Source organism: Micromonospora sp. NPDC000668 (assembly GCF_042897975.1).
In the GTDB taxonomy this organism is placed as follows: domain Bacteria; phylum Actinomycetota; class Actinomycetes; order Mycobacteriales; family Micromonosporaceae; genus Micromonospora.
On record NZ_JBIAYP010000004.1, the window covers coordinates 242,569 to 266,197 of the forward strand.

General features: G+C 69.6%; 20 protein-coding genes. 6 read left to right on the top strand and 14 right to left on the bottom strand.

The features are described 5' to 3' along the window. The first annotated feature begins 93 nt into the window (after positions 1–93). The 3 genes from ACFY29_RS21880 to ACFY29_RS21890 all read left to right on the top strand — a co-directional run bounded on the left by ACFY29_RS21880 (position 94) and on the right by ACFY29_RS21890 (position 5,483). Positions 94–2,568, top strand: coding sequence for a M14 family metallopeptidase (locus ACFY29_RS21880; RefSeq protein ID WP_386988956.1), 2,475 nt, complete (start codon positions 94–96; stop codon positions 2,566–2,568). Positions 2,569–2,849: 281 nt separating this feature from the next. Further along, positions 2,850–3,878: a hypothetical protein gene (locus ACFY29_RS21885; RefSeq protein ID WP_386988959.1), complete on the top strand. Its 1,029-nt coding sequence runs from the start codon at positions 2,850–2,852 to the stop codon at positions 3,876–3,878. A 111-nt stretch (positions 3,879–3,989) separates the two neighbouring features. Then, positions 3,990–5,483 (top strand): LPXTG cell wall anchor domain-containing protein, encoded by a 1,494-nt coding sequence (locus ACFY29_RS21890; protein WP_386988962.1) that lies wholly within the window; start codon positions 3,990–3,992, stop codon positions 5,481–5,483. 115 nt (positions 5,484–5,598) lie between these two features. Here the strand turns inward: ACFY29_RS21890 and ACFY29_RS21895 are convergent, their stop codons facing one another. From ACFY29_RS21895 to ACFY29_RS21915, 5 genes are all read right to left on the bottom strand, one after another. Then, complete coding sequence (locus ACFY29_RS21895) at positions 5,599–6,441, bottom strand: ketose-bisphosphate aldolase (protein ID WP_386988964.1); 843 nt, start codon at positions 6,439–6,441, stop codon at positions 5,599–5,601. 9 nt (positions 6,442–6,450) lie between these two features. Beyond that, positions 6,451–7,347, bottom strand: a complete 897-nt coding sequence (locus ACFY29_RS21900; RefSeq protein WP_386988967.1) for an SIS domain-containing protein — start codon at positions 7,345–7,347, stop codon at positions 6,451–6,453. After that, complete coding sequence (locus ACFY29_RS21905) at positions 7,323–8,369, bottom strand: 1-phosphofructokinase family hexose kinase (protein WP_386988970.1); 1,047 nt, start codon at positions 8,367–8,369, stop codon at positions 7,323–7,325. Before ACFY29_RS21905 ends, ACFY29_RS21900 begins: the two co-directional genes overlap by 25 nt. Positions 8,370–8,732: 363 nt before the next feature. Next, on the bottom strand, positions 8,733–9,512 hold the full coding sequence (locus ACFY29_RS21910) for a DeoR/GlpR family DNA-binding transcription regulator (RefSeq protein WP_386988972.1): 780 nt from the start codon (positions 9,510–9,512) through the stop codon (positions 8,733–8,735). A 232-nt stretch (positions 9,513–9,744) separates the two neighbouring features. Then, on the bottom strand, positions 9,745–9,963 hold the full coding sequence (locus ACFY29_RS21915) for a hypothetical protein (protein WP_386988975.1): 219 nt from the start codon (positions 9,961–9,963) through the stop codon (positions 9,745–9,747). 422 nt (positions 9,964–10,385) lie between these two features. On the opposite strand from ACFY29_RS21915, the gene ACFY29_RS21920 reads away from it, so the two are divergent. Beyond that, the gene (locus ACFY29_RS21920; protein ID WP_386988978.1) at positions 10,386–10,715 is read left to right on the top strand and encodes a TraR/DksA family transcriptional regulator; all 330 of its coding nucleotides are present in this window, start codon (positions 10,386–10,388) and stop codon (positions 10,713–10,715) included. Between the two features lie 127 nt (positions 10,716–10,842). Here ACFY29_RS21920 and ACFY29_RS21925 read toward each other — a convergent pair whose 3' ends face one another. The 5 genes from ACFY29_RS21925 to ACFY29_RS21945 form a co-directional block, all read right to left on the bottom strand. Continuing rightward, positions 10,843–12,411, bottom strand: a complete 1,569-nt coding sequence (locus ACFY29_RS21925; RefSeq protein ID WP_386988981.1) for a polysaccharide lyase family 1 protein — start codon at positions 12,409–12,411, stop codon at positions 10,843–10,845. A gap of 508 nt (positions 12,412–12,919) precedes the next feature. Next, complete coding sequence (locus ACFY29_RS21930; protein WP_355603554.1) at positions 12,920–13,723, bottom strand: SDR family oxidoreductase; 804 nt, start codon at positions 13,721–13,723, stop codon at positions 12,920–12,922. Between the two features lie 10 nt (positions 13,724–13,733). After that, positions 13,734–15,365 (bottom strand): FAD-binding protein, encoded by a 1,632-nt coding sequence (locus ACFY29_RS21935; protein WP_386988985.1) that lies wholly within the window; start codon positions 15,363–15,365, stop codon positions 13,734–13,736. 224 nt (positions 15,366–15,589) lie between these two features. Then, positions 15,590–16,417, bottom strand: coding sequence for an SAM-dependent methyltransferase (locus ACFY29_RS21940; protein ID WP_386989900.1), 828 nt, complete (start codon positions 16,415–16,417; stop codon positions 15,590–15,592). 300 nt (positions 16,418–16,717) lie between these two features. Continuing rightward, positions 16,718–16,990 carry a GlsB/YeaQ/YmgE family stress response membrane protein gene (locus ACFY29_RS21945; protein WP_386988988.1) on the bottom strand — a complete coding sequence of 91 codons (273 nt, stop codon included), beginning with the start codon at positions 16,988–16,990 and terminating at the stop codon, positions 16,718–16,720. A 101-nt stretch (positions 16,991–17,091) separates the two neighbouring features. Here ACFY29_RS21945 and bla point away from each other — a divergent pair, with 101 nt between their 5' ends. Then, positions 17,092–18,012 carry a class A beta-lactamase gene (bla, locus tag ACFY29_RS21950; protein WP_386988991.1) on the top strand — a complete coding sequence of 307 codons (921 nt, stop codon included), beginning with the start codon at positions 17,092–17,094 and terminating at the stop codon, positions 18,010–18,012. A gap of 10 nt (positions 18,013–18,022) precedes the next feature. Here bla and ACFY29_RS21955 read toward each other — a convergent pair whose 3' ends face one another. Continuing rightward, the gene (locus tag ACFY29_RS21955; RefSeq protein ID WP_386988994.1) at positions 18,023–19,279 is read right to left on the bottom strand and encodes an MFS transporter; all 1,257 of its coding nucleotides are present in this window, start codon (positions 19,277–19,279) and stop codon (positions 18,023–18,025) included. A gap of 129 nt (positions 19,280–19,408) precedes the next feature. Here ACFY29_RS21955 and ACFY29_RS21960 point away from each other — a divergent pair, with 129 nt between their 5' ends. Next, positions 19,409–20,359 (top strand): LysR family transcriptional regulator, encoded by a 951-nt coding sequence (locus tag ACFY29_RS21960; protein WP_386988996.1) that lies wholly within the window; start codon positions 19,409–19,411, stop codon positions 20,357–20,359. A 3-nt stretch (positions 20,360–20,362) separates the two neighbouring features. Here ACFY29_RS21960 and ACFY29_RS21965 read toward each other — a convergent pair whose 3' ends face one another. The 3 genes from ACFY29_RS21965 to ACFY29_RS21975 are packed head-to-tail and all read right to left on the bottom strand — an operon-like array spanning position 20,363 to position 23,550. Beyond that, positions 20,363–22,102, bottom strand: a complete 1,740-nt coding sequence (locus ACFY29_RS21965) for a multicopper oxidase family protein (protein WP_386988999.1) — start codon at positions 22,100–22,102, stop codon at positions 20,363–20,365. Continuing rightward, positions 22,099–22,551, bottom strand: coding sequence for a DUF6220 domain-containing protein (locus tag ACFY29_RS21970; RefSeq protein WP_328425285.1), 453 nt, complete (start codon positions 22,549–22,551; stop codon positions 22,099–22,101). Before ACFY29_RS21970 ends, ACFY29_RS21965 begins: the two co-directional genes overlap by 4 nt. Positions 22,552–22,560: 9 nt before the next feature. Next, positions 22,561–23,550 (bottom strand): carboxymuconolactone decarboxylase family protein, encoded by a 990-nt coding sequence (locus ACFY29_RS21975; protein ID WP_386989003.1) that lies wholly within the window; start codon positions 23,548–23,550, stop codon positions 22,561–22,563. Positions 23,551–23,629: the final 79 nt, after the last annotated feature.

Genomic DNA, 23,629 nt, shown 5'->3' on the forward strand with positions numbered 1-23,629 from the left:
ACGGCTTCACCAGACTGTCCTCAATGGAGGCGCGACCTCCGCGAGGGCTGACCAGCACATCATTCACACGTCGCAAGCAGAAGGAGGGGGAGTATGCGACACATACAACGACGCATCGCGCTTCTCGCGCTGCCCGCCCTGGTGGCGGGCGTCCTCGTGGCGACCGGGCCCGCGGGCGCGGATCCCACGGAGTCGACAGCCACGGCCGGACGATCCCAACTCGAGGATCGGGAGCAGGTTCGCCTCGTACACATCAAGCTGGCCGGCGCCGACATGCTGGACAAGGTGGTCGCCGCCGGCTTCGACCTTGAGCACGGCCTCAAGCGCGTGCCGACCGGCATCGAAGGCGAGGCGGTGGTCACCGCCGAGCAGGTCGCCGAACTGAAGGCGATGGGCGTCGAGGTCCTCGGCGACGACGTGGGCTTCGCGTGGAGCGACGAGGCCGACGGCGGCATCAACGGCGCTGCCTCGCGGGCGGTCCAGCCGTTGAACCACGAGGCGACGGTACGCATCGCCCGCGCCGACTGGTTCACCACGAAGGGCCAGGGCTTCCTCTACGTCGAGGCGCGGACCACCGAGGGGCAGCAGGCAGACCCGATCGTCGGGATGCAGCTCGAGAACGACTCGGGCAAGGGCACGCCGTTCGGCTTCGCCCGGACGATGAGCCGGTTCGTGGACTCCGGGCAGTACATGTTCCACCGGAACCTGTTCAAGCTCGACGCACGCCCCGACAAGATCCAGGTGACGAACTCCACCGGTGGCGTCGTCACCGGCGTCGTCTCCAACTGGCTCGAGGATGCTCCGCCGCCGCTGACGGCGAACCCGTCCTACAAGTCGGACTTCGTGGACGGCTACAAGCACCCGCAGCAGCTCTACAGCCGCGCCAAGGAGATCGCCCGCCAGTACCCGGACATCGCCGAGATCGTCTACCTTCCGAACCAGACGAACGGCTACCAGCGCAAGGCGCAGGCCACGATCGGCGGCACGGGGCAGGCGGCGGTCGTCGTCAGCTCGGCGGCGTGGGGCCACGAGGGCGGCAACGACATCACGGTCGAGTTCGTGGACCGGCCGGGCGCGAACCTCCCGCTCGCGGTGGAAGTCACGGGCAAGGCGGTCCGCGTCCTCCTCGCGAAGGACGCCTCCGGTGGACCGGCGAGTACGGCCACCCAGGTGGCGGACGCAGTGCGGGCCCAGTCCCAGGGCCTCATCGACCGGGCACACCCGTACCGCACCAACGCGGGCACCGGCATCGTCGCGCCGACGTCCGGCCCGGTTGCGCTGAGCGACTTCCTCGACCAGAAGCGCGCCGGCGCACCGGCGGGCGAGGTGCCGCGAGGCCCGGTCACGATCCCCGTCCTGCGGATCGGCAAGCACCGTGACGGCAAGAAGCCTGGTGTCCTGATCCAGGCTCAGGACCACGCCCGCGAGTGGGTGCCGGCGACGACCAGCCTGGAGTCGGCCGAGCGTCTGGTGCACAACTACCGGTCCGACCGGGAGACGAAGAAGATCGTCGACAACACCGACGTCTTCTTCATCCTCTCCAACAACCCCGACGGGGCGAACTACAGCTTCTACAACTTCGCCTCGCAGCGGAAGAACATGACGAACCACTGCCCGGACGCGACCGCCGATCCGGCGCAGCGGAACTCCTGGGGCGTCGACCTGAACCGGAACTACCGGGTCGGGTCGGGCCACGACGGTTACGCGGGAGGGTCAACCAACTGCGTCAGCGGCACCTACCAGGGGCCGGAGGAGCTGTCCGAGCCCGAGTCGAAGAACATCATCTGGCTGGTCGAGAAGTACTCGAACATCAAGTTCATGATGTCGGTGCACTCCAACGGCGGTCAGTTGTTCTGGCAGCCCGGCGCCTACATCGCGGACGGGCGGATCACCACGCCGCGCCCGCCGCTGGGTGACGAGGCGTTCTACTGGCAGTCGGCCGCCAGGATCCTGTCGCAGGTCAAGGCGCACCGGGAAACCGTCGTCACGCCGGAGAACGTCGGCGGTTCGTCCGACGTCCTCTACTCCTCCGCGGGCAACGTGCGCGAGGACCTGTACTACACCTACGGGATCTACGCCTTCGGCTGGGAGGTCGGCGGCTCCGTCTACAACCCGGCCACCGGCGACTGGCAGGGCGGTTCGTTCCAGCCAGAATGGGCGGGCAATCCCGAGCTCGTCAGCGGTCACGCCGAGACGATGGAGTACGCCAACGGGATCATGGAGATGTTCCGGGTCGCGGCGGATTGGGGCCAGGACAAGAAGGACCCGACGTCCCGGCTCGTCCCCGGCGACGGGAAGTACCGCGGGCCCGTCGACGTGCGCTTCGAGACCAGCGAGCCGGCCACCATCTACTACACGACGGACGGCAGCCGACCCACGCTCGAGTCGCCACGCTATGCGGCGACCGAGTTCCGTGAGCCGGGGCAGGTGTTCCACGTGACCGAGACGACGACGTTCCGCTGGTTCTCGGTCGACAGCGCCGGCAACATCGAGAAGAACTACGACCCGACGAAGAACGACAAGCGCAACAACTACCGTACGGCGACGATCGAGATCGTCGAGAAGTAGCGCCCATCCCGTGATCATGTGCCTCGTCAGTGCGGTCCGCCCGCACTGACGAGGCACTGATCGCGCAGGCTCACCCTCGCTGGCGCCACGTCGGAACAGGCGTACTGATCAGCTGACAGCCCTTGATTTTGATCTTCTTCGCTGAACGCGAGGATGACCGATCAGGGGCTGTCCGCATGATGAGCCGGGGTCGACGTCGTGGCGGCCAGCGCGAACGAGATCGAGGGCATCGAATGCGCTAACAGGTGGACCGGTCGCGTTGTCGATGATCAGATGTGGCCGTGAGGGACTGGCGCAAGCGGGAGAAGAAGCGACGCGCGGAGGTGGCGGCGCTGCCGGAGATGGCGGTGCGTCGGCATGGCGTGATCACGGCAGGCGATGCCGATGACGTGCTGGTCACCACGTCCGTCGGCCCCAACGGTGAGGCCATCGCGCTATCGACCTCGCCGGAGGGTGTCGCCGCGCTGACCGCGACCACCACGCAGCCGGGATGGGCGAGCTTTCCCGACCCACGGGCGTCCGAGGCGGTGACGGTGCGCGTCACCGTGCACCGGGAGGGCGTGGCAACGAGTGTCCGGATCTCAGATCTGCCGCTTGCTCATCCGACTGTCCAGGTGCTGCCCGACGGCCGTGTGCTCGTCGTGGCCGCGCGCTGCCGGTGGCGACCGGGCGGCCCCGACCGCAACGCGATCATCTACGACGGCGATGGGCGCGTTGTCGCCGAGAAGACCGTCGGTGACGGCATCGAGCACGTGCGCGTCTCCCGCTCCGGCCACATCTGGATGGGTTACTTCGACGAGGGTGTCTATGGCAACTACGGCTGGGGCGGCCCTGAATCGCCACCCCCGCTGGGCGCGCCAGGGCTGGTGCGGTTCTCACCTGACCTGGAGCCTGATTGGCGCTACCCCTCGCACGTCGACGAGCCCTGGGGTGCCATCAGCGACTGTTACGCCCTCAACGTCGATGGCGACACCGCCTGGGCCTGCTACTACACCGGCTTTCCCGTTGTGCGGATCCAGGCAGGCACGGTCACCGGCTGGCACAACTCGATCGCCCGGGGCGTACGCGCCCTCGCTGTCGCGGACCAGACCATAGCCATGTACGGCGGCTACGGCCCCAACCATGACGTGCTGGTCATCGCCCGTTGCGACCAGGATCAGCTGCACAAGGTCGCCGAGTACCGGCTCGTCCTGCCCGACGGCTCCCCGATGCCCGAGGCGACCCAGGTGACCGGCCGCGGACCCGACCTGCATCTGATCGACGACGGCAACTGGTACCGCCTCGACCTCGACGACCAGCGTCTGCAGTAGCCCAGCCGAGCGCCGGCGCACCCGGTTGCTCACCGGGGCCTCATCGCGCCCCAACGAAACGCGTCGCGACGGCTATGATCGCTCCCGTTCATCTACGGGGGAGGAACGCTTGTGAGTCGTTCACGTCTGCTGCGCGTCGCCGCGTGGCTCGGCGCCTGCACCATCGGTGTGCTCGGTGCCAACGCGGTCGCACCGGTCTCCGCGGTCGCGTTGCCAAAGGGCACGCAGCTCAGGTTGGACCACACCGCACTGGTGCCCGGTTCGTTTGGCAAGACCCAGTCCGTCTACCTCTACAACTACGACGCCGACTTCACCCTGAACGACGTGGCGGTCACCATCGACACCGCGAAGCTCGCCGGCGTCGCCACGGCCAAGCTCACGTTCGACGGCCCCAGCCCGTGCGAGCAGTCGGGCACGAGCATCACCTGCAGGTTCGACACCCTCTCCTCGGAGAGCCTGTTCGCGGGTATCACCACGCTCACCTTCCGGCCCGAGACTGCAGCGAAGGTCGGCGACGAGGGCGAGGTGAGCGTGAAGGTCACCAGCCGAGACCAGACGTTCACCAAGACCTCGAAGGTGACCATCAGCGAGAAGGTCGCTCTGGAGGTTGGGCCGATCACCACCAAGAAGGCCAAGCCGGGCGACACCGTCACGAACCCGCTCACGGTGCGAAACACCGGGGACAACGCGATCACCGGCGTGGACCTGTTCTTCTTCTACGAGGCCATGTTCACCGTGCCCAAGCGCTACGACAACTGCGAGTACGGCAGCTTCGCCGCGTACTGCCACTTCGACGCGACGCTGGATCCGAAGCAGGAGTACGTGCTCTCCGAGGAGTTGCCGTTGCGGCTGCGGCCGGAGGTGCCGGCGCCGGGCGTTGCCGGAGCCAGCTTCACGTGGTCGACCCCGATCGACGGGCGGGACAACCTCGACATGGTCCGGGCCACCAAGCCGACCCGCGGCACGCAGGGCACCCTCGGCCTCGTCCGGAAGCCCGCCGGGCTGCGCGCCCAGGGCGCCCAGACCGAGGACTCGTTCTTCCTGGACACGCAGCACGTGATCCTCACGGTCGAGGGCACGAACCGCTCCGACGTGAGCGCCGTCGGCGGGGAGGTCCGGGCCGCCGTGGGCAGCACGGTCACCGCGAAGCTCGGCGTCAAGAACCTCGGTCCCGCGTACGCCTCCGGCATCACCGAGCCGGCCGCGACCGTCACCTTCACTCCCCCGACGGGCACCACCGTGACGACGGTGCCCGCCGGCTGCACGAAGGCGGACACCGGCTACGTCTGCCGGACGGCCGTCCACCCGCTCGCGGTGGACCAGGCTGTCACGTGGGACTTCGGGCTGCGGGTCGACGCCGCCGGGGAACTCACCGGCACCGTCACGGCGAAGTCCTCGACCCCTGACGTGACGTCGGACAACGACGTGGCCAAGCTGGTCGTGAACCCGGCCGGCGGCATCGGTGGCGGTGGGGAGGACGACGACCCGTCGCTGCCGATCACGGGCCAGTCCGGCATCGTGCTGGCCGGCGCGGCCGCTCTGCTGGCCGCGGGTGCCGCCCTGTTCGTGGTGACCCGCCGCCGCCGTACCCGCTTCGTCGCCTGACACCGGGATTGGTTCAGCAGGACAACCAGAAGCCCTGGTCGGCCCAGTCCGACCAGGGCTTCTGAGCGGCGACGAGGGCGGCGCCGTCGCGGCAGCCCTGCGGTGGCGCGACCGGCTACGGTGCCGCGGGCAGGAGCGTGAGCAGCCGCTCGACAACACCGGTCACCGCGTCCCGTCCAGCGGCGAGGTACCGGCGCGGGTCGCGGGATTCCGGCAGGGCGCCCCGGACCGCGTCGGTGAACGCCACGTTGAGCGCCGTACCAACGTTGATCTTCACCATGCCGCAACCGACCGCGGCGCAGATCTGCTCCAGCGGCACCCCGGACGAACCGTGCAGGACCAGGGGCACGGGTACGGCGTCGCGGATCGCGGCCACCAGGTCGAGATCCAGCGAGGCGGTTCGGTCGGCCATCGCGTGCGAGCTGCCCACCGCGACCGCCAACGCGTCGACGCCGGTCTCGGCCACGTACCGGGCGGCCTCGGCCGGGTCGGTGCGGACGCCAGCGGTGTGAGCGCTCGCCGGGGCATCCGGTTTACCGCCGACGTAGCCGAGTTCCGCCTCCACCCACAGCCGGTGGTCGTGCGCCCAGTCGGTCGCCTTGCGGGTGGCGGCCACGTTGGCGGCGTACGGCAGCGCGGACGCGTCGACCATCACGGAGCTGAAACCGGTGTCGGCGGCCTGCTCCAGCAGGCTGATGTCGTCCACATGGTCCAGATGCAGTGACAGGTTCGCGCTGGACTTCCGCGCGATCTCGGCCGTCGCCGCGGCGATGGCCGACACGCCAGAGTGGTAGCGCGCCGCGTTCTGGCTGATCTGCAGGATCGCGGGCCGGTGGGCACGTTGCGCCGCGGCGGCGATCGCCTGGGCGTACTCGATCGTGATCACGTTGAATGCCAGCACGCCGGTACCAGCGGCGCGGGCCGCCGCCACCAGGTCGGCGGTGGGGACGAGGGTCATCAGCGCTCCTCAGGCGGCCGGCGCGGGCAGGACGACGGACCGGGTGAGCAGTCGGGGTCGGTCCGGATGCAGGCCGCGACGGACCGCCAGCTCGACCGCGAGCCGCTGCGCGGTGGTGAGGTGCGCCATGGCGTCGACGTCCTCGTGCACCACGATCGCGCCCGTGGCGGCCAGGTCGTCGCGGATGCCGGGGACCACCGGGCCGAAGATCCAGACCACGGACCGGTGGTCCACCACGCTGATCGGACCATGTCGGAACTCCATTGCCGGGTACGACTCGGCCCACACCTGTGCCGCCTCCCGCAGCTTGAGGGCCGCCTCGTGCGCCAGCCCCACGGTCCAGCCGGTGCCGAGGAAGGTGAACTGGTCCCGGCCGGCCACGGCCGGGTCGAGCGGCGTGCTCAGCTGGGCCCGCGCCTGGATGATCGGGTCGGTCAGGTCCTCCCCGAGACCGGCGCGCCAGGCGGCGAGTGCGGTCGTGGCAAAGCGGGTCTGCACGACCGACTGCTCGTCGGCGAAGTCGAGGACGACACAGTCGCTCACGAGCCGGGTCACCGGCCGGTCGGCGTCGGTTGTGATCACGGTCGAGCGACTGCCGGGCGGCAACTGCTCAAGCAGCCGGATCACCTCGGTGGTGGTGCCGGAGCGGGTAATGGCGACCACGCGGTCGTACCGCCGCCCGGCGGGGAATTCCGAGGCGGCGAAGGCGTCGGTCTCCCCCTGGCCCGCCGACTCTCGCAGCGCCGCGAAACTCTGCGCCATGAAGTACGACGTGCCGCAGCCGACGACGGCGACCCGTTCACCGGCCTGGGGCAGGGCCCGCGCGACGCCCGGCTGGGCGACCAGATCCACGGCCCGCCGCCAAGTCTCGGGTTGGGAGGCTATCTCGGAGGCGACGTACGACACGGTTCCTGCTCTCTCTCGGTGCGGTGCTCTTCCAGTGTTTCCACCGTGGTTCCGTCCAGCAGCCGGGAAGCCACGTCGTCGTCGTACTCGCCCGCCCACGGGCAGGCGACGGCGGCCGCAGAGACGGCCGCGCCTCGGGCGAGGACGTCCCGCCACGGCGCGCGGGTGACGAGCCCGTACGCAAGGACGGCCGCGAGGGCGTCGCCAGCGCCGGTCGGGTTGCCGGACACTTGTTCGGGCGCGCGGGCGCTGAACGCGACCCCGCCGGTAACCGCCACGAACCCGTCCGCGCCCCGGGAGACCACGCCCGCGCTGGCACCGAGTCGGACGAGCCGGCGCGCCACCGCCACAGCGTCGTCACGGGTACGTACCGGGCGGCCGAGCAGGTCCGCCGCCTCGTGGGCGTTCGGTTTCGCCAGCGCTGGTGCGGCAGCCAGCGCGTGTCGCAGCGCGGGGCCCTCCGCGTCCACGATGGCCTCGGCCCCGCCGGCCCGCGCGATGGTGACGAGATCGGCGTAGGCGGTCTCGGGCACACCCGGTGGTCGACTGCCGGACAGCACCACCACCCGTGCCGCCCGGACCCGCTCCGCGAACGCGTCCAGGAACGCCGCCCACTGCGCCTCGGTGACGTGCGGACCTGGTTCGTTGAGGACCGTCGCCGTGCCCCGCGCGAGGACGGTCACCGTCCGGCGGGTCTCCGCGGCGAGGCGGGTGAACTGCGCCGGCACGCCGGCCGCCGCCAGCTCGGCCTCGATGTGCTCGCCGACGGCGCCGCCGGACAGGCCCAGGACCAGGGTCTCGGCACCCAGCTGACGCAGCACCCGGGCGACGTTCAGACCCTTACCCCCGGCACGGGAGACCACGCTCGTCACCCGGTGCGACGTGTCCGCCACCAGCTCGGGCACGGTGTAGGTGATGTCCAGGGCGGGATTGAGCGACACCGAGATGACCAGGTCACGCCGCTCCCGGCCCGCTGACGGGCCTTCGGCGGTCACGAGCGCCGCGCCAACCTGTCGCTTCATATCCGCCTCCCCAGAAGATGCCGGCCAGTCGAGCACGCACGATCTTTCGTGACACTGAAGCGCCAGAATCAATCAGGATGTTGCAGACCTTAGGATCTGGCCGTACCGCCGTCAAGGTCCGCCCAGAACGCCCCGGAGTTCCGACCACGAGGGCTCAGCGGCTGCGATATCCGACAGGACACGGGATCCGTGCAGCGATGCGAGCCGTCGGAGCCGGTCGGCGAGCCGGTACGGGGTGCGCGGGCGCCGCCGCAGTGCTTGCAGAAAGTTGCAGAGGTGAACACCGACAGGGTCGTGCCACACAACCGTGCCGCTCGGCGATGCGGTCCCGGATGAGGACTGCGACCGCTCGATCTCGACGGGTCAGACCTGTACCACCTTCACCCCGGCCTGCTCGACGAGGCTCACCTGCTCCGGGTCCGCCGCCTTGTCGGTGATCAGAGTGTCGATGTTGGCCAGCGGGCAGATCCGGTTGAAGCTCCGCCGGCCCAGCTTCGAGGCGTCCGCCACCACGATCGTCCGCGCGGCGCTGGTCACCATGACGTGGTTGATCGCCGCCTCGCCGTCGTTGTGCGCGCTGGCGCCGTGCTGGTGGTCGATCGCGTCCACCCCGAGCACGACCACGTCCAGCGCCACGGACCCGAGCATCGTCTCGGCGATGCGGCCCACCAGCTCGTACGACCGCGGGCGGGCGGTCCCGCCGGTGAGCACCACCCGGATGTGCGGCCGCACGATGAGCTCGTTGGCGATGTTCAGCGCATTGGTCACCACCGTGAGCGCCGGCATCTGCCCGTTCGGTTCGGTGCGCAGCGCGAGCGCCCGTGCCACCTCGGTCGTCGTGGTGCCTCCGTTGAGCCCCACCGTGCTCCGTGCTGGGATCAGTGCGGCGGCGGCCGTGGCGATCCGCTGCTTCTCCGACGCCTGCCGCACCGCCTTGTACCGCAGCGGCAGATCGTAGGAGACGCTGGTGGCGACCACGCCGCCGCGGGTGCGGGTCACCAACTGCTGCATGGCGAGCTCGTCGAAGTCGCGCCGGATGGTCGCCGTGCTCATGCCCAGCTCACGGGCGGTGGACTCGATGTCGAGCTGTCCCTCGGCCGCCACCATGTCCAGGAGCCGGTGCCACCGCTCGTGCTGGTTCACGGCTCACGCCGGTCGTTTGGCCTGCCCATGCCGCCATCCTTGCATCCCCCATGCAAAGTCCGTGCGGCACGATCATCACCGCCAGGCCGGCCAGCACCCGGCCGCGCGAATTTCTCCTGGCCGTGGCGCTGGCCAGGCCCGCCGTACCTCTGGCGCTACGAATGGCTGGCTTCCGCCAGGTGCTTGATGTGAGCTGCCCGCTGGCTCAAGAGTCGGCGGAGGTACGGCGCAATCAGGGCACGGGGCACGTCATGCGCCAGCGGAGACCGAAGTGGCGGGCGTGGAAGGTGACCTCGTCCCCGAGCGCGAGTTGGCGTCGACCGGTGCTGGTGACGGCTGTCTCCTGGCTGGATCGCAGGGACGCGGCGTGGACATCCATGTCGAGCTTCAGGTCAAATACCACGCTCGGAGCGGCACCAATGACGGACACGATCTCGATCAGGGCCGGCACGGCGAGAGCCTAACGTTCAGCACCACCGCCAGCCGCCCGCTCACAAGCGGCGGCTGAGCACCCGACTGCTCCCACCCCCGCGCCGCTCTCGGCTGCGGTGACCATCCCTCAAGAGGCGTTGGCTTTAGGTCAGTCACCACCCTATGGTGGAGGCATGCCGCCGGTGACGTTCCGCTCGCCTGCCGTCACCGAGGTGGCGGCGCTCGACGCTGTCCGCGTGACGACGGCGGCGCGCCGAAAGGCCTGCATGCGGGTGCCGGTTGTCCGCGCGCTGCACATCGCGCCTACACAGCGGCTGTCGAGCCCGGCGCGAACTGGCCGAGGCCCTCCCGCGGAATCGTTGCATCTCAGAACGACCGCCAGGGCGAAGCTATAGAGCTTCGGCCCTTTTTCTTTTTCCCGTTCCTTTTGAAAGGCAGACCATGGGCATCGATCATCATCCCGTCGACCAGACTTGGCTGGCTGATCTGCGAGCGTCCCTGGCGGACGACTTCGCCACGCAGACGGCTCGCCTGCGGGAACTGACCGAACTCAACGCGGACACCGGCGACCCCAGCGAGGCCGACAACCGGGCCGCGCTGCTGGTGGCCACCCGCCGCAACATCGAGCAGATCACCGGTGCCCTGGGCCGGATCTCCGATGGCACCTACGGTGCCTGCGAGAAGTGCCACCAGAACATCCCGGCGGAGCGGCTTGAGGTTCTTCCGCATGCTCGCTTCTGCGTGCCGTGCCAGGAGAAGCACAACAGGTGACACCCCTGTGGCTGCCGTGCCGCCCAGGTGGCACGGCAGCCACACGCCGTTGCGTGCGAGGTGGTTGCGCGATGGTGATGTCCGGGGCGGGAGCGGCGGTATCTGCCGCCCCGTCCCGCGCCGGGTGCTAGCTGGCGTACGTCTCGAACTCACCGACTCGCGGCGTACTGCTCGAGCTGTTGATCTTGAAGGTGATCTTGACCAGTGAGGTCGCGGAGAAGGTGATGGAACCCGCCCCGGCACCGGAGGCCAGGACGGCCCCGGTGTCGTGGTTGATGAGCTGCCAGGACCCGATGGAGCCCTGGGTTCCCGACGGCTCGCGGATGATCACTCGGGACACCCGGGTGGCGGAACCCCACTTGATCGAGATGGAGCCGGTCGATCCGACCGGCGACCAGTAGGTGCTGATGCTGCCGTCCCGCACGTTGCCATAGCTTGTCCCGCTGGCCTTGCTGGAGCCGTCGGCACCGGCACCGAGGCTGAGGTTGGTCCCGCTGGGCGGCGGCGGAGTGGTCGGCGGCGGCGTGGTCGGCGGGGGCGTGGTGGGCGGGGGCGTGGTGGGCGGGGGCGTGGTGGGCGGCGGGGTCTGCGGCGAGCAGCTACCGTCCGAAACCCGCAGACCCGTGTTCGCGCCCGCCGTCTGCCGGACGACGTCCGGCACGCAGCTCGCCCCGTCGAGGCTGTACGAGTACGGGATGCTGACGGTGGTGTTGGACGTCGGGTTGGGGCCGGCGGGGTAGTTCTCGCTGCCGGCGCTGGACCAGGTCACGTTGTCGAAGGTGTTGCCGCTGACCTGCCAGTAGCCGCGCTCGTTGGTGTAGAAGGTACCCAGAACGTCCTTGGAGTTCCGGAAGTAGTTGTTCTCCACCTTGGCCTTTGCCCCGGCCCGGGAGTTGATGCCGGACTCGTGGAGGCTCACGTAGTGGTTGTTGTAGATGTGGGCCGTGCCGCCGCGGAGCAGCGGCGTACGGGAGTCGATGTTCTCGTACAGGTTGTGGTGGTACGTGATGAAGCCGTTCGAGAGGTCGCTCTCGCTGGACCCGACGAGGCCGCCGCGACCGGAGTTGCGCAGGATGCTGTAGGACAGGGTCACGTACTGGGTGTTGTCCTTCATGTCGAAGAGGCCGTCGTACCCCTCCGACTCCCCGCCCGATGCCTCCAGGGTGACGTGATCGACCCAGACGTTGCGGACCGTGCTCTCCATGCCGATGGCGTCCCCACCGTTGGAGGTCGGCGAGCCCGACTTCTTGACGTTCCGGACGGTCACGTTCTGGATGATGATGTTGCTGGAGTCGCGGATGTGGATGCCGAGCTGGTCGAAGACGGCTCCGCTGCCAACCCCGATGATGGTGACGTTGCTGATCTGCTTGAGTTCGATCACGCCGTCCGCGGTGTTGCAGCTCGAACCCGACACCTTGCTGGTGTTTCCGTGGTTGATGGTCCCCGTGACCTCGATGATGATCGGGGTGCTGCTACTGACCCGACCACACAGCGCCGCATGGATCGCGGTCCCCGTGGTGGCTCGTACCGTCTGCCCGCCCGCGCCGCCGGTGGTCCCGCCGTTCTGGGTGGCGTAGCCGGTGGCGCTGCCGGCCGCCGCTGACGCCTGCGGGGTCGGCAGGCCTACCCCGATCGCGATCCCAACTGCTGCCGTGGCCAGTGCTGCCTGAAGTCGCAGTGCGACTGGTCGTCTCATCTCGCCTCACCTTCGTATTCGAATGGTTCGCCGGTGCCTGCGGCGGTCGACGCGACCGCACTCCTGTCGGTGCGACGCCTTCTCGATCGCTCGGGAGTTGTCGGCAATCAATGGGCATAGCTCATCCATCGCCCTGGCAACTGGAGGGAACCGCTGCGCAAACGGCATGCCGACAGTGGCGTTGCCCGAAATGTGTTCGCCCGGCCCAGAAATGAAACATCGATGCAACGCAATCGTAGGAAAGCGGTTTCCCTCAAGGCAAGGGCTAGCGCTTGCAGGTTTTTTGCAGTGTCCGTGCGAGAGCCGGCGCATGGGGGCGGTCAGCGGGCTTCGCGCTCGCCCGCACTGGCTGACGTCCAGTTTTACGCGGCGGTGCCGGTGCCCGGCGAGTCGGCCCCGCCGCTGCGCGACGGGGCCGGTTCAACAGATTGCGGGCCCGGTCAGCTGGTCAGCGGGCGGGACTTACGGCGTTGCGTCACTCATCGGAACGACAGGGCGCCGGGCACCGCTATTCCACCAGGTCTCGCATCTTCTTGGCTATCAGGGGAATCGCGCGGGCGGGCATGAGACGAGACATGCGGTCGAGCATCCGAGCGTCCTTGCCGATCGTGACTCGCGGCGCCCCCGTCACGACAGCCTCAACGATCTGCCGCGCAGCCTCCTCAGGAGACGTGAGCTTGGCCGCCGCTTGCGCCTGATCGGCGACGGCGCCCCTGGCGTCAACCCCGGAGTTACCCAGGATGTTGGTGGCGATGCCACCCGGGAAAACGATGGTCACTTTGAGTGGACCGCTCTGGTGCTCGGCGATGAGCCCTTCGGTGAAGAGCTTCACCGCCGCCTTGCTCGCACCGTAAGCGCCCTGTCCCGGGAACGGCACCAGCGAACCCATCGAACCGACATTGACCAGCGACGACGCCGGCCGCGCTTCGAGCAGCGGCAAGAAGGCCTTCGTGGTGTTGACAGTGGCCCAGAAGTTGACCGCCATGACGCGCTCGATGTCCTCGAAACTCAGTGCGGCGATCGGCTTGAAGTCATGCACGATGCCGGCGACGTTGATCAGGCCGTCGACTTGTCCGTGGGCGGCAACGACTGCCGAGGGCAGTGCCAGGACCGCCGCGCGGTCGGTGAGGTCGATGGGCATGGTGATCAGCCGATCGCCGGCGCGGGCACGATCGGCTGTCTGCTTGAGGCCGGCTTCACTCAGGTCGACCGCGACGACACGGGCACCACGAGCGAGCAACGCCAGGGTGACCTCCCGACCGATCCCGTTTCCACCACCGGTGACGACGAAAACGTTGTCCCTGATCTCCACGACGGTCTCCCTATCTCCCGTGTGCCAGGTGGCGGGCGGCGCGCAGCCCGAACACGACGGCCGGGCCGATAGTCGAGCCGGGGCCCGGGTAGGTCCTGCCCATCACCGAGGCTGAGTTGTTGCCGGCCGAGTAGAGCCCCTCGATCACCGATCCGTCCTCGCGCAGGGCGCGGCCGTCGGCGTCGGTGACCACGCCGCCCTTGGTGCCGAGGTCCCCGATGACGACCTTGACCGCGGTGAACGGCCCGTGTTCCAACGTGCCGAGATTGGGGTTCGGGTGGACCAGCGGGTCGCTGTAGTAGCGGTCGTACGCCGAGTTGCCGCGGCCGAAGTCGCCGTCAACACCGGCGCGGGCAAAGCCGTTGAACCGCTCGACCGTCGCGGTCAGGTGGGCCGGGTCGACGCCGATCAGCTTCGCCAACTCCTCCAGCGTGTCTGCTTTGAACAGCACCCCCTCGCGCCGCATCGCCCGCTTCGCCTTGGGATCCAGCAGGTAGCTGCGAAGGTAACGACGGGCATGCCGGCGATCGGCGATCATCCAGTACGGTCCAGCGTTGTCGTGGTCGAGCATGTGGTGCCCGAGGTCGACGTACGACTCCGACTCGTTGGCGAACCGATCGCCCCGCGCATCGACGATGATCGAGAATGGGAACGACCGTTCGCCAACGATGAACGACGGCTCGGACGCGCTCGTCGCGGCGACGGACGCTCCCCACCACGCGTCGTCGAGCAGTTCGGTGGCCGCACCGTGAGACATCGCGATGCCGATCGGCTTGCCGAGATTGCCCGGTGCACCAGACGGGGAGCCGTCGATGCCGTGGTATTTCCGCCGCCACTCGCGGTTGTAGTCGAAGCCGCCGGCTGCGAGCATCAAGCCGCGGCGCGCGCCGATCGTGAGCTGCCCGCCCTCATGGGTGATGCGCACCCCGACGACCCGGCCGTCCGCGACAACAAGATCTTCCAGCGGCGACTCCAGCCACAGGTCGGCCTTGTGCTTGACCACCACGACGTTGAGGAACGACGCAGTCAGGCCGGCGCCGATGCCCGCGAGCTTCGCACCGCGAACCAGGCCGCCCGCCGCGCGGAAGGCGAGCTGCGCACCACGCCGGAAGCCGCTGGGCGTCGACCAGGCCCGGCCCAGCAACCACACGTCGTCGGTGAGGATCGGCATCGCCGCGGGCGCTTGCGACGAGTGCCACCACTTGCCGATCTTGCGTAGGTTGAACGGCTTGTGCTCAATGGAGCGGCCGATCTTGCCGCCCGGCCGCTCCGGATAGTAGTCGGAGTATTCGGCGGCGCGTACGAACTCCATGCCGTACTTCTGCGCGGTCTCGACGAAGTCGGCGACACCGTCGACGAACGCCTCCTTGCGCTCCCGGCTGGTCGAACGGCCCTCGTCCCCGACGGTGGCCTCGAGGTAGGTCAACGCTTCGGCGCGCGAGTCGCCCACACCGTCGCGTCGCATGAGCGGGTTGTTGGGCAACCACATGCCGCCACCGGACTTCGCGCTGTTGCCGCCCCACTTCGCCGTGCTCTCCAGCATCAGTACTGAAAGACCCTCGTCGATCGCACCCAGAGCGGTGGCAAAGCCGGCGGCACCGGTGCCCACAACGACTACGTCATAGGTTCTGTCGAAGGTCATCGGTAGCCTCCCCTAACCGGACAATGTCGTCCGGTCACACTTTTCAGTGTGCGCGGTGACAAACGTCAGGTCAACCGCGGCCCGGCTGCTTCGGCTGACAATCGCGGGGCGATCGTGGCCGCCGCACGCGCGGTCTTCACCGAGCGCGGTTACCACGCCCGCCGGCTCAGCGCAGGCGGGCGGTCGTGCTGCCTCCGCTTCCCACAGGCCGCCCCCGGGAGTCCTCAGTGCTTGCGGCCGACCCCGCCGAAGGCGTCGATGTCGACGGGCGTGTCGACCGCGTCGTCAGGTCGCCACTGCGGGCACGGTACGACGCCGGGCTCCACCAATTCCAGGTCATCGAAGAACCCGGCGATCTGGTCGGGCGAGCGCAGTGTGTACGGGGTCGCCCCGCTGTCGTTGTAGTCGTCCTGCGCCTGCTGCATCTCGGGGCTGATCAGGCTCGTGCCGTCGTTGAGTGAGAGGTAACTGCCGCTCGGCAGCGGTGCCAGCAGCTGGCGCGTGATCGACCGGGCCGTCTCGTAGTCGGGCACGTGGCCCATGACGCCGCTGAGGATGAGCCCGATCGGCTGCTGAAAATCGAGCGTCTTGCCGGCCTCGGCGATGACCGCAGCCGGGTCGTGCAGGTCGGCGTCGATGTAGGCGGTCCTGCCCTCGGCCGTGCTGATCAGCAGCGCACGGGCGTGCACCAGCACCAGCGGGTCGCTGTCGACGTAGACGATCCGCGCTTCCGGCACGATCCGCTGCGCCACCTGGTGGGTGTTGTCGGCCGTCGGCAGCCCGGTGCCGACGTCGAGGAACTGGCGAACCCCCGCCTCACCGGCGAGGAACGTGATCGAACGGACCAGGAACTGCCGGGAGGCACGGGCGACGTCGACGACGCCGGGGAAGACCTGCCGGTACTGGTCGCCGGCCTCGCGGTCGACCGCGAAGTTGTCCTTGCCGCCGAGCCAGTAGTTCCAGATCCGCGCCGAATGCGGCACCGACGTGTCGAGCTTCTGCTGCACGTCGACCTGGCCAGCCTCAGGCCGGCCGATCGCCTGCGGATCCATGGTCACGACGAACCCCCGTCTCAACTGAGTACGCACAATCCGGTCGCGGGACCGCCCCATCGAGGAAGGCGCCTCGCGCAACTGTGCCACGGTATAGAAGGCAGCGAATCGGCGCCACCCGGCCAGTCCGCGTGAGAGACAAGGCGTGCCGCCCGCCAGCGCCGCCGTGCTCTCCTCCACCGTGGCGGCGATCGGGCGCCTCGGCCATGAAGCCGACGGCAGACGAGGCCGCGCAGGCCGCACAACGGGCGACGGCCCGCCCCCGTTGAACGGGGTCGGGCCGTCGCGATGGCGCGAAGATCAGTGCACGCGGCGGCGGCCGTAGGCGCCGGCGGCGATCGCCACGCCGATAGCGGCGAAGACGACCTGAAGGACCAGCTCGATCCAGTCGACCCCGCTGGTGTCATCGACGCCGACGGCGCCAGCGATGAGGGTGCCCAGGATCGCGGCGACCACACCGATGAGCAGGGTCAGCCAGATCGGGATGTTCTGCTTGCCTGGTACGACCAGCCGCCCGAGCGCGCCGATGATCAGACCGATGATGATGGCGGTGAAGAAGCCGGTAACTTCCACGAGAGCCGTCCCTCCAGAGGATTGTCGTCGCCCTCCTATTGCCCCGGGCAACTACCGGCAAAACCGGTCCGGGGCGTCAACCGACGAAAGGAACACGAGCCGTGCTTCTCGCGCCCCGCCGGGCTGCCGTGGTGGCCACCACCGCGCTCGCGCTCGCCGCCTGCTCGGCAACAGAAGGGCCGACCGTTTCCCCGTCGAACTCCCCGTCGAGCCCTGTCGCCACCGCCCCCTCGGCGCCCGCTGCCAAGCCGGATTTCGCCCTCCTCGAGGCGGAGTTCGACGCTCGGCTCGGCGTCTATGCCATCGACACCGGCACCGGCCGCACCGTCGAGCATCGCGCCGACGAGCGGTTCGCCTACGCGTCGACCTTCAAGGCGCTCGCCGCCGCCGCGGTGCTGGACGCGACCTCGACCGCCGAGCTGAACCAGGTCGTCCGGTACACGAGGGCCGACCTGGTGACCCACTCACCGATCACCGAGCGGCACGCGGGGAAGGGGATGACGCTGCGCGAACTGGGTGACGCCGCCGTACGGTACAGCGACAACACCGCCGCCAACCTGCTGCTGAAGCGGCTCGGCGGCCCGGCTGGCTTCGAGCGGGCCCTACGCGACCTCGGCGACCGGGTCACCGATCCAGAGCGGTTCGAGACCGACCTCAACGAGGCGACCCCCGGCGACCAGCGCGACACGAGCACTCCCCGGGCCCTTGCCACCGACCTCCGCGCGTACGTTCTCGGCGATGCGCTCTCCGCCGAAGACCGCACGGTGCTGACCACGTGGCTCAAGGGGAACACGACCGGAGACAAGCTCATCAGGGCCGGCGTCCCGGCCGCCTGGCAGGTCGGCGACAAGACCGGCTCCGGTGGGTACGGCACCCGCAACGACATCGCCGTCGTCTGGCCCCCCGACAGCGCCCCCATCGTGCTCGCGATCCTCTCGACCCGCGACGAGAAGGACGCCGAGTACGACGACAAGCTGATCGCGCAGGCGGCGAAGGTGACGGTCGAGACCCTGCGCCGGTAGGCCACCCGCCTCACACGCCCGCCGGCGACGACTGATCGGACCTGCTCGACAGCCGGGTCACGGAGTCCTGGCGGCGGGGTAGCAGCAGCGGGCTGGCGAGGATGAGCAGTCCCGCGACGGCGATAGCCGTGCGTGGGCTGGTGGCGCTGGCGAGCAGTCCGCCGAGCGCGCTGAGGATGGCGATGGCTGCGCTGCTGCTGATCGACCAGGCCGACAGGGTACGGGCGATGCGGTCGTTGGGCGCGTGTTCAAGCCGGTAGGTGGCGAGTACCGGGTTGTACAGGCTCATGCTGATGATGATCGCGAGCTCGACAGCCATCACGGTCACGAGGCCGGCGACACCGGGCTGCACGAAGGCGAGGCCGATCAGCCAGACCGCGCGCAACGTACCGACCGTACGAAGGATTCGGTGTTGGCCGTACCGCGCCACGACGCCGCGGGCGAGGCGTGAGCCGATGAGCCCGCCGACGCAGGGGACGGCGAAGGCGAGGCCGTACTGCCAGGGTGGGAATCCGAGCTCGCGGAGCAGGAGCACGGCCAACAGCGGCTCGGTGGCCATGATCAGTCCGCTGACGAGCAGCTGGTTGAGGTAGAGCGCCCGCAGGCCGGGATGGCTCAGGAGGTGTCGCCAGCCGTCGAGCAACTCGGCGGCACGTACCCGGCGCTTCTCGGCTCGCTGCGGGTGTTCTTCGCGACCGCGAATCGCCGTGATGCCCAGCGCCGAGAACAGGTAGCTGAGTGCGTCGGCCACCACGGTGGTGACCGGCCCGAACAGGCCGATCGCCGCTCCGCCCAGCGGCGGGCCGACGGCGATGGAACTCCACGTCGTCGACTCGAACCGCGCGTTGGCCACCAGCAGGTCTTCTGGCCGGACGAGGGCCTTGAGGTGCGCGCCGCTGGCCGCGCTGAAGGCGATCTTGGCTGTGGCGACCACGGCCGAGACGATCAGTAGCTGGACGAAGCTGAGCATGCCGAAGGCGTAGGCGACCGGGATCGTCAGCATGACCGCGAACCGGGCCAGGTCCATCGCGATCATCACCGGCCGCTTACGGCGGAACTCCACCCACGGCCCGAGCGGCAGCGCGATCAGCGCGCCCACTGCCGGCCCCACCGCGGACAACACGGACACCTGAGCGGGGCTGGCATCCAACACCAGTACGGCGATCAGCGGGAACGCACCGAACCCCAGCGCCGAGCCGTAGGCGCTGGCCGCGTAGGCCGCCCACAGCCATCCGAACTGTCGGCCCAGGGATCGCCGTCTGACCACGCTCCGCGCCTCCCGCTTCGAACAACCGACCGTTGATCGCTGGAGAGCAAAGCAAGGCCCGGGACGACGGGTCAAACAACTGAACCGGCGGCGAGCCACAACCGTCTGTTGTGCGATTAGGGTCTTCGCATGGATCTCGACGCCGTGCGCACCTTCGTCGCCGCTGCGGACGCCGGCCAGTTCCAGGAAACCGCCGCCGCGCTGTCGATCACCCAGCAGGCCGTCTCCAAGCGCATCGCCGCGCTGGAGAACGACCTGAACGTACGCCTGTTCACCCGTACGGCCCGCGGGGTCCAGCTCACGATCGACGGCCAGGCGTTCCTGCCCCACGCCCGTGAACTCCTGCGGGTGGCAGAGCGCGCCGACGCGTCCGTGCGCCCTGGCCGGCGCGCCCTACGCGTCGACGTCGTCAACCGGCGGATAGCGCCGGCGGTACGTCTGCAGGACTTCTACCGTCTGCACCCCGAGATCGAGCTGGATGTCGTGACCCTGAATGCCGACGTCGACGCCGCGATCGCCGCCGTCGAGGCCGGGACGATCGACGCCAGCTTCCACGCTGTCACCACTCCCCCGCAGCATCTGCCCGGCGCGATCAACGCCGCCCGAGTGATCGACGACCCACACCAGCTCCTCGTCGGGCCCAACCACGCGCTCGCCAACGCGCGCGCCGTCACGCCCGCTCACCTTGCCGGACATCGCATCTGGATGCCCGGCATGGCCCCCGGCACCGAATGGGCCGACTACTACGACGAACTCGCCGCCGCGTTCGGGCTCACCATCGACGTGGTCGGGCCCATCTTCGGAAACGAGGCTCTGCTGGCGGAGATCGCCGACTCCCCGGAGTTGGCGACCTTCGTCGGCGAAGGCTCGCGGTACCTGTGGCCGGACAGCTACGACCTGCGGCGGATCCCGGTGCGTGGTCCGACCCCGATCTACCCGATGTCGATGATCTGGCGCGCGGACAACCCGCATCCCGCGCTCCGCGAGCTTCGCGACTACCTCGACTCCAGACGGGCGGACGCGCCCGACGCCGAGGTCTGGACACCGACCTGGGCACGGCGGTCAGTCCCGCATCCCTGAGGATCACGAGTACATCAGGTGCAGCATCATCCCGGCGTCGGCGTGCCCCAGATTGTGGCAGTGGTTGGCCCACACTCCTGGGTTGTCGGCCCGGAACGCCACCTCCCACACGTCGCCGGGGCGTACGTCGAAGGAGTCCAGCCACAATGGGCTTCCGGTCGCCGGCTTTCCGTTGCGGGCCAGCACCAGGACGTGATGGCCGTGCAGATGCCACGGGTGCACGATCTGAGACCGGTTGACGATCGTGAACCTGACAACGTCACCGAGGCGGACGACCTGCGACGGGATGTCCGGATCGGCCGCGCCGTTGACGGTGTGGGCGTATCGCGGAAGCAGTCGGTGCAGGTCGAGGCCGCGGTCGAGCACGAGGGTGAACTCCCGGTCGAACCGGGACCACGGCACCGGAGAACCGACGCCGTAGGTGAGCGGATCCAGCACCGGCCACGCGGCGGTCGCCGCCGACACCGGTCCGGTCGAGTAGACCGCCCGTCCGTCGACGAACAGCGCCACCGGCGTGGCGGGGGCGGTGAACACCAGGTCGTAACGACCCCCGGCCGGGATCAGCACGGCGGTGTCCACGAGCGACGTCGGGCCCCGCAGGTCGGATCCGTCGATCGCGGCGACCCGGAACGCCGTCCCGGCCAGGGCGTACCGGTGCGTCGTGCTGTCGGTGTTGATCAGCCGCAGCCGCACGGGCACACCCGCCTCGACCGGCTCGGTTCTCGGTGCGGGCAGCGGTAGGCCCGCCAGCGTGTGCACCGGCACCGTGACGTCGACGCCGGTCATCGGCGCCGGGCGCACCACCAGGACACCGTAGAGACCCATCTGGACGCCGACGTCGGAGACCGAATGCGTGTGGTACCAGTACGTCCCAACCTGGTCGGCGCGGAACCGGTAGACGAACTCCTGTCCGGGCAGCACCGCCGCCTGCGTCACGCCCGGCACTCCGTCCTGACTGTTCGGCACGTCGTACCCGTGCCAGTGCAGCGTGACGCCTCGCTCGATGTCCCGGTTGCGCAGCGTCACCTCCAGGACGTCGCCGACGGTGGCGGTCAGCTCCGGCCCGGGAACCTGCGCGTTGAACGCCCACGCCGCGACGTCCCGGCCGCTCACGCTCACCGTGGTGGTCCCGGCCGTCAGGGCGAACCGCCTGGTGGGTTCGTCGGCGGTCCGCGCATCCCGATATCCGTGATCATGGGGTACGCCGGGAGCGGCGGCCGGGGCGGCGGCCAACCCGGTTCCGGTCACCAGCGCCGCGACCGCCACCACGAGGGCTGCCCGGGACACCAAACGGGACGGGCGCGCGCCGAGGGCGCGCCAGGAGACCGCGGTCGCCGCGACAACCCCGGCGACCGCTAGCAGTCCCGTGCCCGCCGACGCCGGATAGCCGTGCAGGAGCGTCACGAGCAGTGCGCTGCTCGAGGCGTACCCGGCGAAGAGAAGCGGGACCGCGACGGACCGGATGTCGCCCGGCAGCCTCAGCAGCCGCGGCCCGACGACGGCCACCGCCGCGAGCGACAGTGGGGCGGCGATGAGGACCTTCTCCGCCGCGAACCACCAGCCGGCGCGGGCGAGCGCGGTGATCGTGATCGCCCGGGCGAGCGTGGCGAGCAGCGCGAAGGCGGCCAGTCCCAGCGCGAGCGGGCGGCGCCGGGCGGCCGACGCGGCGCCGCCGCCCAGCCATCCGGCGGCCGCGAGGACCGCGATCACAAGGTCGGCCGCGAGCAGTGAGCCGGTGGTCATGCCGGCTCTGCTTCCCGGACGGTCACGGGGGTGGCGTCGACCGGCGCCGGACTGGCCAGCTGTCGCGCCGCCCGAACCACGCCGACCACGACGTGCACCGCCACGATTCCGTTGACCGCGTGCAGCCCGGCGATGGTCAGGCCGAGTGGGGTGCTGGCGCCCGCCGCGTCGGTGGACGCGTTCGCGAGCATGGCGATGAGCGCCTGCACGACGACGAGGCCGATCGGCAGGATCGCCAGTCCGACGAGCCGGCCCGGCGCCTTCGCCAGCGCGGCGAACAGGGCAGTGAGCAGGGAGAGAACGGGGATGACCGCCATGCCGTTGACGCTGTGCAGGACATAGGCGCCGTCGCCCGCGGGTTTCGTGAACCCGCCCACGGCGGCGAAGACGAACTGCAGGACGAACGAGACGAGCAACAGAATGCTGGTGATGACGAATGCCTTGCGCATGGTGACCTCCTAGAGGTGTGCCGAGGCCAGGGCCTGGGCGACGTGATCGGTGGCCGTGATCGCCCCGTACGCGACAAGCCGCACGAGGTCGGCGTCGGCCGGATGGGAGAGCCGCCAGAGGGCGACGTCGCCCACGCTGATGGCGCTGGGAGCGAACGCCGCCAGCAACGCGATCCGCGTCCCGACGCGGTCCGTGCCGGGCACGTCCCGGACCAGGTCGACGGCCCAGTCCGAGGGCCGGGCCGGGTACCGCCCGTCCTCCCAGCGCACGGTGGCCGTGACGGTCTGGCGCGCCACGTCGCCCAGGAGGTCCCCGCACTGGGTGGCGGCGTTCCGCAGCGCCACGTACGCGACACCGACCGGGCTGTCCCCCGCCCAGGCCGGTGGCGCCGTCGTGCCGGCGTCGACGAGCGAGAGGCCGCGGCCGGGCTCCTTCGGCCCCCGGGCCGTCTTGGCGTAGAGCCGACCTCCGACCGACCGCACCAGCGGGGAGCGTTGCAGGCCGCCGGGCAGCAGATCCGGGTCGAGCAGCGCCGAGACGATCCGGTTGATGAAGTGGAAGGCGAGCAGGGTGCCGGTGACCTCGGGGCCGTACGGGCTGGTCCAGCCGGCGGCCTTCGGGCTGCGGCTTGCCTCCGCCCAGCCGGCGAGCTCGGCGTGCCTCGGCTCGGGTGGCGTCCCGCCCTGGGCAATGACCTCGCCCAGCGCGTGCTCGCCCAGTGCGTGCAGCAGCATCACGTGGGCGTCGACGCAGAACCGGCAGCGGTTGGCGCGGGACACCGTCGACGCGACGAGCTCGCGGTCGACCCGGGACGCGTCCCCGGCGAGCAGGGCCTCGCGCATCAGCGCCCAGGTGGCGGCCAGCACCTCCGGTACGGGCGAGAGCGCCTGGAAGGTGGGCACCGGCCCGATGAAGTCGTCCCACAGCTGCCGGTAGACCTCCGCGGTGATACCGGTCGCCGCCTTCGCGGGGTTGGGGGTGAAGAAGCGGTATGTCATGAGCTCGATGCTTGCCTCGACGGGCCGGGAATACGTCGTGCCGCCGCAGACACTTGCCCGGCCGCCGATACCGCGTCCG